We start from the raw sequence: 12,404 nt of genomic DNA, 5'->3' as shown, positions 1-12,404 counted from the left end.
GCCAACCGTCTGCAACGATGTCCGTGCTGCATAAGGGCAATGGACAGTCCGCGTCAGGCTCGCAATTTATGACGCAGTAGTACTAAGCGGTCGGCCGGAAATAGCCGATGTCGCGCTTGCCTTGCCGGGAAATATGCCGTCCGTCAGGCCCCTCCATAGCGTCAATCATCGCGCACGTCCTCCCGATCAGCGCGAAAATCAGCGTGGAGCGATCTCTGCGACGAGATCGTTCGTCGTCTTGACCCCAGCCATGAAGCCGGCGGCATTGAATTCGTTCATGACGAAGAAAGCGCCGACGCCGCGTGTCGGTGCAATCGCAACATAGAGAAACATCCCTTGCAGGCCGCCGCTCTTCTGGAGGATGAGCGGGCGATGCTCGTTGGGGAGCATGATGACCCATCCGAGACCCATGGCGTCCATCGGGCCGCCGTCATCCAGCCCCACCACCGACGCGAGCCCGTCCCGGTACAAAAAAGCCGCGTGGTTCAAAAGGCGCAACTCGGCGTCGGTCGCGGAAGGCTTGTTGTCGACATGCCAGTTCATCCAGCGCAGCAGGTCGGCCGCCGTCGAGTACAATCCACCGGCGCACTCCATGGCTGTGCTCGTCGGCACGATTGGCATGGGGCTGCCGTCGAAGTCATGGCCCTGCATCAGGCGCGGCTCGTCCTCCGGTCTTGGGCTGAAAACCGTGTCTTTCATGCCGAGGGGATCGAGGACACGCTCCCGAAGGACCTCGGCATAAGGCTTTCCAGAGACATTCGCGAGCGCCGCTCCGAGGAGGTCGTATCCGAAGTTCGAATAGAGAACGGCGGTGCCCGGCGCGAACAGCAGCGGATTGTCCTTGAGGGCGGCAATCTGCGCCTCTTTGGTGTTCGTAGAGAAGGGGTCGGAGGGGGGCGCCTCGGCCACTGGCACCTCCCGCGGAAGGCCGGAAGCTTGCGCGACGAGATCGATCAGGCGGAGGGCGCGGCCATCTTTCTCCGGGAGCGTGAGGTCCCAGCCAAGGCGATCCTGCAGCCGGTCGGTGAGCTGTACCTTGCCGTCGATCGCCAGCGAGGAAAGCACACTGCCGCAGAACACTTTGCTCACGGACGCGATGCGGAACATTGTGTCGCCGTCGGGCACTTTTTCACTCCCGTCGGCAATCTTGCCGAAACCGGCCAAGGCCGTCTCGCCGTTGCGCACGGCGCCGAAGATCAGGCCAGGCACCTTGGTAGAGAGATACAGGATCGTACCGTTGAACTGCACCGCTTCCGTCAGCAGCTTGTCCTCGGCATGTCCATAAGAGGGAACGGCTGCGATTGCCGTCAAAGCGATGGCCATAAGTCGGCGCGATCGAGACAAACGCATTGCCAAAATCCTTTGATAAAGCTGCAGAATAAAATCTTCGGAAAAAGGGCCGCCGCGTAGTATCTTACATCTCTCCAGAAGCAGGAGATGTCAACAGAATGAACCGAAGGGTAATCGGCGGAGGTAGCGTAGGTTCGGCGGATATTTGCCCTACAGTCCTGCCGTATTTCTTGTCTTCGTCAGTTGATCGGGGCTGATCTCTTCATTGGCAAACCGACCCGCTGGTAATTTAGAAGATATGTAAAGCGCCGTCGGCAGGAGGGAGTGCTGTAGCGTCGAACAACTTACAATAGCGCTCTGCGTCGCGCCAATCGTCGTCGTATGATGAAGACCGCGCTCGGCCGCCGCCTCACCCCACCGCACTCCCCTGATCCACCTCTCCCGCATTAGGATCCCCCGGCGCCGTCGCCCAGGCCAGTTCCACCAGCGTCACCGTCCGCCGGCCGACCCCGTCGAGCTGACACACGATCAGCCCCTGCTCCTCGATATAGGTCAGCAGCCGCCGGGCGCGGCGTAGCGAGTGCGAGCCGTAGGCGCGGGCGATCGCCGCGTCGCTCGGGCAGGGCCAGCCCTCCTTCGCGGCGCGGGCGATCATCATGAAGACGCCCTGCATGTCTTCCGGCAGCAGCGAGGCGCGCGCCGAGACGTCCTGCCAGGCGTCGTCGCCGGCCATGTCGGAGCCGAGGCCGGCGCGGGCGCGGGTCAGCATGCGGCGGAATTCGGCCAAGTCCGGCACGACCGAGGCGAGGCCCTCGATGCGGCAGCGGACCACGAACTCCTGATAGAGCACGCCGATGACGCGGAAGCCGGCATCGGGCTGCGCCAGCACGGCGCGCAGCACCCGGTCGACGCGCTCGCGCCGCTCCGCCAGATCCTCGGCGCTGATCGGCGGCTCCGCCGGTTCGGGGCGGATTTCCAGCGCCGCCGATTTTGCCGCCATCAGCTGATCGAGCAGGTCCGGCGACGAGCGGCGCTGCGGCCGGACGGTTTCCGGCGGCGGGGCCGCCAGGATGATCGCGCGGGCATCCTCCAGCGCCGCCTCCGGCAGCGGCATCAGGCACGGGGTCGCGTTGCGCGGACTCGTATCGGTCGGGCCGATGCGCAAGCCGAGCGGACGGCGCGACAGCGCCGGGCCGAGCGCCATGAACTGCCCGCGCTCGAGGTCGCGAAAAGCCTCGGCCTGGCGCCGCTCCATGCCGAGAAGGTCGGCGGCGCGCGCCATGTCGATATCGAGAAAGGTCCGGCCCATGAGGAAATTGGAAGCCTCGGCGGCGACGTTCTTGGCGAGCTTGGCCAGCCGCTGGGTGGCGATGATGCCGGCCAGCCCGCGTTTGCGGCCACGGCACATCAAATTGGTCATGGCGCCGAGCGAGAGCTTGCGCGCCTCGTCGGAAACTTCGCCGGCTACTGCCGGCGCGAACAGCTGCGCCTCGTCGACTACCACCAGCATCGGGTACCAGTGGTCGCGGGCGACCTCGAACAGCCCGCCGAGGAAGGCGGCGGCGCGGCGCATCTGGTTCTCGGCGTCGAGCCCTTCGAGATTGAGCACCGTGGAGACGCGATGGACGCGCGCGCGCTCGCCGGCGCTCTGCAGGCCGCGCTCGGTATGCTCCTCGGCATCGATCACCAAATGACCAAACCGGTCGCCCAGCGTCACGAAGTCGCCTTCGGGATCGATGATGGTCTGCTGCACCCAGGGCGCGCTCTGCTCCAGGAGCCGACGCAGCAGATGGGATTTGCCGGAGCCCGAATTGCCCTGCACCAAAAGCCGTGTCGCCAGCAGTTCCTCAAGATCCAGCGCCGCCGGGGCGCCTGCGCTCGTCTGGCCCATCTCGATCGCAACGGTCATTCTTCGACTCTCCTTGGGGAGAGGGCTTATCAACCGCATCACAGCCCGTCGAGCGCGCCATGGCCGGCGCTCGGTGTTGCGCATAGGCTGGATGCTGCCAGGTCAACGATACGAAACGTACCGTTTCGATTCAAGACTGCCACTAAGGAGTGGATTCCTGTCCTTCGCATCGGCTACCGGATAGAGGCGCCCGACGCGGTCATTGACGCGGTGGAGATCGAGCGGCCGAAGCCGATTTTTTGCGGGCATTTGCCCGCTCCTCCAGGTCTCGCCAGAAGCCAAGCACTGTCGCCACGATCGCTTCCGGCGCGTCCTCCTGCATAAGATGCTTCGCGTTCGGCACGACGTGGAAGGAAGCGCTCGAAATGCGGCGCGCGAGCTCGCGACCGTCGGCGATGGGAATCCACTGGTCGTCCTCGCCCCACAGGATGGCAACGGGGCAACGAATCTCACCGTATCGCCACTCGACCTCTTGCGAGTATTTGTCATCCATCTGAGCGACCTGGCGCCAGAAGGCTTTTTGGCCTTCGGCTCCCAGCCACGGCGCGAGGTAAAGCGCCATCTCTTCCTCGCGTAGCGCATTCGCTACGGCGCCGCCGATGTAGGCGCGCAGGATCGCTTCGTGAATGTAGTGCGGGAGGCCGGAAAAGACCGTCTCGTGTTTCTTGGCGGCCTGAACAAGTGGTGAGCCTTGCGGGCTGATTGCGACCGGATCGATCAGAACCAGCGACCGGTAGTCGAGCCCGTTGAGCAAATGACCGCGCAACGCTGTTGAGCCGCCGAGATCATGCGCAACGATATCGGGGTTACGCAGGCCCCAATGATCGTAAAGGGCCGCGAAAAGTTCGTTCTGCATGCCACGGGACACGTCGCTGTCGGGTTTGTCGGATCGACCATAGCCGAGCATGTCAAAGCAATAGATTCGCCTCTGTTGGCCGAGCAAAGGCGCAATTCTACGCCATGCCGACGATGAGAAAGGCGTGCCATGCAGCAATACCGCGGGTGAGCCCTCGCCCATCGCGCCCCAGGCGATCGAGTTCCCTTGAAAGGTGAAGCGTTCAGGAAGAGGCCAGTCCGCTGTCGCCATCAGTCTTTCCTCCGATCCTAACGCAGCTAACGACCTATCCAACGACAACCTGTACGTCAGGTTCCAATGGTCCGCTTCGTCACCGGCTGGGCCTGCTTGGCCCTCTGCGAGCCGGCGCGCGGGGCGGCTGCAAGAATGCTCTCCATCAGGTCCTTTTCGCGCAGCGGTTTGCCGAGCAGCGGCACGTCGGGGGGCCGGTCGGCTATGGCGTCGGCGTCGGCATATCCCGTTATCATCACCGCCGGCCAATCGGCCCGCAGATTGCGGGCGAACCTAATGACCTCGAGGCCCGAGACGAGCGGCATGGCAAAATCGGTGACAATGACATCGAAATCGTATGGCGCCCGCTCGATCATCGCCAGCGCCTCCGCACCGCCCCCGGCGCAGGTCACCGCAAAGCCGTGTTGGCGAAGCGATTGCGCCGTCAGTTCCCGCAGTACATTACTGTCGTCGATCAGCAGGACCGATGGATAGTCCTCGCCGGCATTCACGACGCTGTCGTCGGCATCGGATTTGTCGGCGATTTCGACCGGGCGCTCGATTGAACGCGGCAGCCAGAGCTGGACGGATGTTCCACTGCCGACGGTGCTTTCAATGCGAAGCGTGCCGCCCGATTGCTTGACGAAACCATGCACCGTGCTCAGACCGAGGCCAGTGCCTTTGCCGACCGGTTTTGTGGTGAAGAACGGTTCGACGACCTTGGCGAGAATGTCAGCCGGTATGCCCGACCCCGTGTCCTTGACGGTGACCACGACATAGTCGCCCGCCGAAATATCCTCGGCTGCACTGCCCAGCGTTCGATTTTGCGCCTCCACGATTATCGTGCCGCCGGACGGCATGGCATCGCGTGCGTTGAAGACCAGGTTCATCAGCGCGAGCTCCAGCTGGCTGGCATCGACATGCGCCGGCCACACGGTGTCGTCGACACGCCAATCGAAACGGATCAGGCCGCCCAGGACCGGGGCTACCAATCCGTTCATGGTATCGCCGAGCGCGGCGAGGCGCACGGCCTGCGGCCTCAGTGTCTGGCGACGCGAGAACGCAAGCATGCGGTTGACGAGCTCGGCGCCCTGTTTTGCCGACCGGCGTGTCAGTTCCAGAACCTGCCTGGTCTGTCCATCGAACTCGGCGTGGCGCTCGAGCAATCCCAATCCGCTGAGAATTGCGGCAAGCAGATTGTTGAAATCATGTGCCAGGCCGCCGGTAAGCTTGCCGATCGCGTCGAGGCGCTGCGACTGCAGCAGTTGGTTCTCAAGCTCGCGCCGCTCGGTAATATCCAGCAACGTGCCGAGGATCTCGGGCTTTTGGCCGTCGGAGCCGTTCGACAGGACGCCCTGGTCGAGGAAAATCCGGTAGTTGCCGTCGGCGCATTGCCAGCGGAATTCGCAGGTGTAGGAGCCGGCGGCCTTGGCGTTGAGCAGGGCTTGCCTCACCCTCGGCAGATCGTCGGGATGAACCCGGCTCAGGCCGAAGTCTGGATCGGCGGTCAGCCGTTCGGCAGGAAAGCCGGTCAGGCGTTCGACCCCTTCGGTGACAAAGCTGGCGCCGAACGGCGGCTCCGCCGCCCTTGCGTGGAAGCAGACCGGAAGAGAGCTCAAAATGGCATGCTGCCGCTCCTGGGCGCTGCGCAGCGCTCGCTCGGCCTCGAGCTTTTCCTGCTGCGCCTGCAGTGCCTGGGCCAGCAGCCGTTGCTCGGCAGCCGCCTTTTGCTGGATTTCGAGCGTCTTCTCATGAAGCTCGACGAACACGGCGACCTTGGAGCGCAGCATGGCCGGGTCGAAGGGCTTGAACACGTAATCCACCGCGCCGGCGTCATAGCCGCGCAGCATGTGGGCGTCTTCCTTGTTGATGGCGGTGAGAAAAATTATCGGCGTTCGCCTGGATTGCTCGCGCTGGCGGATCAATCCCGCGGTCTCGTAGCCGTCCAGCCGCGGCATCAGCACATCCAGCAGGATGACGGCGAAGTCCTCCTTCAGCAGCGCGCGCAGCGCCTCTTCGCCCGACTGCACGCAGACGACATCACCGATAGGGGCCAGAACCTCGCCGATCGCCAGCAGATTGCGTTCATCGTCATCCACGGCCAGGATGCGCGCCTTTGCCGGCCCCGCTGCCGGCGCCATGACCTCCAGCTTTCTTGCTCCGTGCCTCGACAGTTTCTGCATCGAGCGGCCGTCAGTTCACTGCCATCAGCGTCTTTTCCTGACCATGGACACGGGATCGCGAGCGGCCGATCCAGACACGCAGCAATGCCAGCAGCAGATCGAGGTCGACAGGCTTGGCGATGTAGTCGGAGGCGCCGGCGTCGAGGCACTTCTGCCGATCGCCCTTCATTGCCTTGGCGGTGACCGAGATCAACGGGATATGGGCGATCGCCGGCATGCCGCGGATCTGCCGCATCGTCTCGTAGCCATCCATCTCCGGCATCATGATATCGATCAGTGCGGCATCGATGTCCGGGCTCTGTTCCAGAAGCGCGATACCTTCCCGGCCGCGCTCCGCATGCAGCACCTGGATGTCATAGGTTTCGAGAACGCTGGTGAGCGAATAGATGTTGCGGATGTCGTCGTCGACGATGAGGACCTTTGCGCCGGCGAGGTCGAATTTGTCCGGCTGTTCGGCTGCCGCACCATCGTTTTCGTGGCCTCGCCCGGGGAGCGTTGCCGACATCAGGAGAGCCAGCTGCGCGAAATTCTCCGCCCGCGGAACATCCGCCAATGCCGGATGCAAGGCGAGCGACTGTTGCAGCGCTTCCGGATGAGGCGCAAAGAACAGCAGCCGCGACACCGATTGTCCGAACAGGACGGCAATCTCGTCCAGCATCTGGGCGTTGTCCTTGGCCGAGCGGCCAAAGCCGAGCACAACGGCATCATAGTTGGCGATGCCGATGTCGTCTGCATTCGCCGCGACGCGGCCGATCGCCGTAACCGAGGTGACGCCGTCGCGGATCGCGTCGATCAGCGAAAGGCGGCGCTCGGGATCGGGATCGGCAACCAGAACGCGGCTCTGGACGCGGAGCTTTCTGGAGTGAATGTCCTGGAAGACCTTCATCAGTTCGTCCGACGACACGGGCTTGGTTGAAATGCTGGAGGCACCCTTGCGGGCAAGCACCTCGATGTCTTCGGCGCCCGAGATGACATGGACGGGAATGTCCTTGGTTTTCGGGTCATGGCGAAGCAGATCGAACAACACCCAGCCGTCGATATCCGACAGTCCGAGATCGAGCGTGATCGCGTCGGGAACCAGCTTGCGGGCCAAAGCCAGCGTGCCGGAGCCGGCGGTCGACAGGACGCCTTTCAGCCCGGCCGAACGCGCGAGGCCGAGCAGCAAACCGCCGAAGGTCGGGTCGTCCTCGACGATCAGCACAACCCGATCTTCCGGCGAGATCGTGTCGCGGTCATCGAGCAATTCGGAAGACGGCGGGCTCGGCTGCGATGTCGTGGCGGCCACTTCCATCGCCGGCAGCAACACCGCTTGCGGGGCCAAGGCCATCCGGGGTCCGTCGAATGGAATGACCAGCGTGAACGTCGAACCCTTGCCCGGCGTGCTCTCGACCCGCAATTCGCCGCCGAGCAGCCGGGCAATCTCCCGGCTGATCGAGAGCCCAAGCCCGGTGCCGCCATATTTGCGGCTAGTGGTGCCGTCGGCCTGCTGGAAGGCCTCGAAGATCAGCTTCTGCTTGTCCTGCGGAATACCGATGCCGGTATCGCTGACCACGATCGCAAGCGCCTCCATCGGTTGCGCCGAACCGTTGTGACGGCCCGTCTTTTCGGCCCGGAAATTCAAGCGGACCTCGCCTTGCGAGGTGAATTTGAACGCGTTCGACAAAAGGTTGAGCACGATTTGCTGCAATCGCTTCTCATCGGTGCGGACGGTCTCCGGAAGCTCGGGGTCGACATTGATGGTGAAGCCAAGTCCCTTGTCGGTCGCCAGTTGCCGGAAGGTTCGCTCCATATGCTGGCGAAGATGCACCACCGGCATGTCGTTGATGTCGATCGAGACGGTGCCCGATTCGATCTTCGACAGGTCGAGGATGTCGTTGATGAGGCTCAAAAGGTCGGTGCCGGCCGAGTTGATGGTGCGCGCGAACTCGACCTGCTTGTCGTTGAGATTGCCTTGCTGGTTGGTTGCGAGCAGGTTTGAAAGGATGAGCAGCGAGTTCAGCGGCGTGCGCAGTTCGTGGCTCATATTGGCGAGGAATTCCGACTTGTATTTCGAGGTAAGTGCCAACTGCTCGGCCTTCTCCTCCAGCGCCCGGCGCGCCATCTCGATTTCGAGATTCTTGTTCTCCACCTGCTTCTTTTCGTTCTCGAGCAACTGCGCTTTTTCCTGCAGCTCCTCATTGGTGGCGTGCAGCTCCTCCTGCTTCTTGGTCAGCTCGGTCTGACGCGCCTGCAATTCCGAGGTCAGCAGTTGCGACTGCTTGAGCAGGCCTTCGGTGCGCATCGTGGCGGCGATGGTGTTGAGAACGATGCCGACGGATTCCATCAGCTGGTTGAGGAACGACTGGTGCGTGTCGCGGAATTCGCTGAACGAGGCGAGTTCGATGACGGCCTTCACCTCGTCCTCGAACAGAGCCGGAAGAATGATCACGTTGGCTGGCACTGCATTGCCAAGGCCGGAGGTGACGCGCAGGAAATTCGGCGGCACATTGTCCAGCATGATGGCGCGCTTGTCGGCGGCACTTTGCCCGACAAGGCCTTCGCGCAGATCGAGGCGTTGCTTGATCTCCGCCTTGCTTTCGGCGCCATAGGAGGCGGCGAGTTCCAGATAGAATTCATCCTCGTCGCGGTTGGTCACGTAGAACACGCCATATTGCGCATTCACCAGCGGGGCGAGTTCGGACATGATCAGACGCGAGACCGTGGCCAGGTCGCGCTCGCCCTGCAGCATGCGCGAGAAGCGGGCGAGATTGGTCTTCAGCCAGTCCTGCTCGGCATTCTTCAGCGTCTGGTCCTTCAAATTGCGGATCATCTCGTTGATGTTGTCTTTCAGCGCTGCCACCTCACCGGAGGCCTGGACGCTGATCGAGCGGGTCAGATCGCCCTTGGTCACCGCCGTCGACACCTCGGCGATGGCGCGCACCTGGGTGGTCAGGTTGGCGGCGAGCTGATTGACGTTGTCGGTCAGGTCGCGCCAAAGGCCGGCCGCGCCGGGCACCCGGGCCTGGCCGCCGAGCTTGCCTTCGATGCCCACTTCGCGGGCGACGTTGGTCACCTGGTCGGCGAAGGTCGCGAGCGTCTCGATCATGCCGTTGATGGTGTCGGCGAGCGAGGCGATCTCGCCTTTGGCATCCACCGTCAGCTTGCGCTTGAGATTGCCTTGCGCGACCGCGGTCACGACATCGGCGATGCCGCGCACCTGGTTGGTCAGGTTCGTCGCCATCAGGTTGACGTTGTCGGTCAGGTCCTTCCAGGTGCCGGCGACGCCCTCGACCCGTGCTTGGCCGCCGAGCTTGCCCTCGGTGCCGACCTCGCGGGCGACACGCGTCACTTCTCCGGCAAAGGAGTTCAGCTGGTCGACCATGGTGTTGATGGTCGATTTCAGCTCCAGGATCTCGCCCTTGACGTCGACGGTGATCTTCTTCGACAGGTCGCCGCGCGCCACAGCCGTAGTCACCTCGGCGATGTTGCGGACCTGGCCGGTCAGGTTCTCGGCCATCGAATTCACATTGTCGGTCAGATCCTTCCAGGTGCCGGCAACGCCGCGCACCTGCGCCTGGCCGCCGAGCTTGCCTTCGGTGCCGACCTCGCGCGCCACGCGCGTCACCTCCGAGGCGAAGGAATTGAGCTGGTCGACCATCGTATTGATGGTGTCCTTCAGCTCGAGGATCTCGCCGCGCACATCGACGGTGATCTTCTTCGACAGGTCGCCCAGCGCCACCGCAGTCGTCACCTCGGCGATGTTGCGCACCTGCCCGGTCAAGTTGGCGGCCATCGCATTGACGTTGTCGGTCAGGTCCTTCCAGGTGCCGGCAACGCCGCGCACCTGTGCCTGGCCGCCGAGCTTGCCGTCCGAACCGACCTCGCGCGCCACGCGCGTCACCTCGGAGGCGAAGGAATTCAGCTGGTCGACCATCGTGTTGATGACGTCCTTGATCTGCAGGATCTCGCCCAATGCATCGACGGTGATCTTCTGGGTCAGGTCGCCGGTCGCAATTGCCGTCGCCACCTTGGAGACGTCGCGCAACTGCACGGTCAGATTGCCCGCCATGGCGTTGACGTTGTCGGTCAGGTCCTTCCAGGTGCCGCCGACGCCCTCGACATGCGCCTGGCCGCCGAGCTTGCCTTCCGAACCCACTTCACGCGCCACACGCGTCACTTCCGAGGCGAAGGAATTGAGCTGGTCGACCATCGTGTTGACGGTATCCTTGAGCTCAAGGATTTCGCCCTTGACGTCGACGGTGATCTTCTTCGACAGGTCGCCGCGGGCAACGGCGGTCGTCACCTCGGCGATGTTGCGGACCTGGCCGGTCAGGTTGGCGGCCATCAGATTGACGTTGTCGGTCAGGTCCTTCCAGGTGCCGCCGACGCCCTTCACCTCGGCCTGGCCACCGAGCTTGCCCTCGGTGCCGACCTCGCGCGCCACGCGCGTCACCTCCGAGGCAAAGGAATTGAGCTGGTCGACCATCGTGTTGATGGTGTCCTTGAGCTCGAGGATTTCGCCCTGCACGGCGACGGTGATCTTCTTCGACAGATCGCCCGAAGCGACGGCGGTCGTCACCTCGGCGATGTTGCGGACCTGGCCGGTCAGGTTCTCGGCCATCGAATTGACATTGTCGGTCAAGTCCTTCCAGGTGCCGGCAACGCCGCGCACCTGAGCCTGGCCGCCGAGCTTGCCCTCGGTGCCGACTTCGCGGGCGACACGCGTCACTTCGCCGGCAAATGAGTTCAGTTGGTCGACCATGGTGTTGATGGTCGATTTCAGCTCGAGGATCTCGCCCTTGACGTCGACCGTGATTTTTTTCGACAGGTCGCCAAGCGCCACGGCCGTGGTCACCTCGGCGATGTTGCGCACCTGGCCGGTCAGGTTTTCGGCCATCAGGTTCACGTTGTCGGTCAGGTCCTTCCAGGTGCCGCCGACACCTTCGACGCGCGCCTGGCCGCCGAGCTTGCCTTCTGTACCGACTTCGCGCGCCACGCGCGTCACTTCCGAGGCGAAGGAATTGAGCTGGTCGACCATCGTGTTGATGGTGTTCTTGAGCTCGAGGATTTCGCCCTTCACGTCGACGGTGATCTTCTTCGACAGGTCGCCGGAAGCGACGGCGGTCGTCACCTCGGCGATGTTGCGCACCTGCCCGGTCAGGTTCGTCGCCATCGCGTTGACGTTGTCGGTCAGGTCCTTCCAGGTCCCGGCCACACCCTTCACGCGGGCCTGGCCGCCGAGCTTGCCTTCGGTGCCGACCTCGCGCGCCACGCGCGTCACCTCCGAGGCGAAGGAGGCCAGTTGCCCGACCATAGTGTTGACGATCTTGCCGATGCGCAGGAATTCGCCGCGCAACGGCCGGCCGTCGATTTCGACCATCATCGTCTGCGACAGGTCGCCCTTGGCGACCGCGCCGATGACGCGCGCCACTTCGGCCGTCGGCTGAACCATGTCCTCGATCAGATCGTTGACGGAACGGACGCTCGATTCCCAGCTGCCGGTGGCGTTGCGGACACGGCCGCGTTCGCCGATCCGGCCATCCTTGCCGACGACCTTGCTGAGGCGTTCGAACTCGCGCGTGACCTGGTCGTTGAGTTCTACGATTTCGTTGAAGGTATCGGCGATCTCGGAATCGAGGCCGGCATAGACATTGTCGATGCGAACGGAGAAATCACCGCTCCGAAAAGCCTTCAGCGCGTTCAGTATTTGACGATGATCCAATTGCCTTGTGGATGCAAGCACGCTCACAGCGCCCCTCCCAGCTCACGGATTTCCTGAATGTCCTGGTGAAACTGTCCCCGGCGGCCGACACAACTCCCCGCAAGCGCAACAACGCGGCATGCTCGATTTGGTTCCAGACGAAAATTGCCGCTATGCGGCAGGAATTTCGCAGCCGCATTCATGAAACGACGAGCAACAAAGATCCATAGTGATTGTATCGATCAATATTTCTACCCAACGGAACATCTCGAAAAA

At 63.1% G+C, this 12,404-nt stretch carries 5 protein-coding genes; all 5 read right to left on the bottom strand.

Annotation, left to right across the window (positions count from 1 at the left end; translation table 11 throughout):
• Nucleotides 1–198 precede the first annotated feature (198 nt).
• On the bottom strand, nt 199–1,323 hold the full coding sequence (ampH, locus tag NKJ46_RS22085) for a D-alanyl-D-alanine-carboxypeptidase/endopeptidase AmpH (RefSeq protein WP_352667583.1): 1,125 nt from the start codon (nt 1,321–1,323) through the stop codon (nt 199–201).
• Between the two features lie 376 nt (nt 1,324–1,699).
• Nucleotides 1,700–3,199: a helicase HerA domain-containing protein gene (locus NKJ46_RS22080; protein ID WP_352667580.1), complete on the bottom strand. Its 1,500-nt coding sequence runs from the start codon at nt 3,197–3,199 to the stop codon at nt 1,700–1,702.
• Nucleotides 3,200–3,398: 199 nt separating this feature from the next.
• Nucleotides 3,399–4,286, bottom strand: a complete 888-nt coding sequence (locus NKJ46_RS22075) for an alpha/beta fold hydrolase (RefSeq protein ID WP_352667577.1) — start codon at nt 4,284–4,286, stop codon at nt 3,399–3,401.
• 56 nt (nt 4,287–4,342) lie between these two features.
• Nucleotides 4,343–6,406, bottom strand: a complete 2,064-nt coding sequence (locus NKJ46_RS22070) for a PAS domain-containing hybrid sensor histidine kinase/response regulator (protein WP_352667575.1) — start codon at nt 6,404–6,406, stop codon at nt 4,343–4,345.
• Nucleotides 6,407–6,458: 52 nt separating this feature from the next.
• Complete coding sequence (locus NKJ46_RS22065) at nt 6,459–12,170, bottom strand: HAMP domain-containing protein (RefSeq protein WP_352667599.1); 5,712 nt, start codon at nt 12,168–12,170, stop codon at nt 6,459–6,461.
• Between the last annotated feature and the right edge of the window lie 234 nt (nt 12,171–12,404).

Origin of the sequence: Mesorhizobium sp. M0166 (assembly GCF_040322255.1) — a bacterium.
Lineage (GTDB): Bacteria > Pseudomonadota > Alphaproteobacteria > Rhizobiales > Rhizobiaceae > Mesorhizobium.
This window is presented reverse-complemented; position numbering and strand designations above follow the sequence as displayed.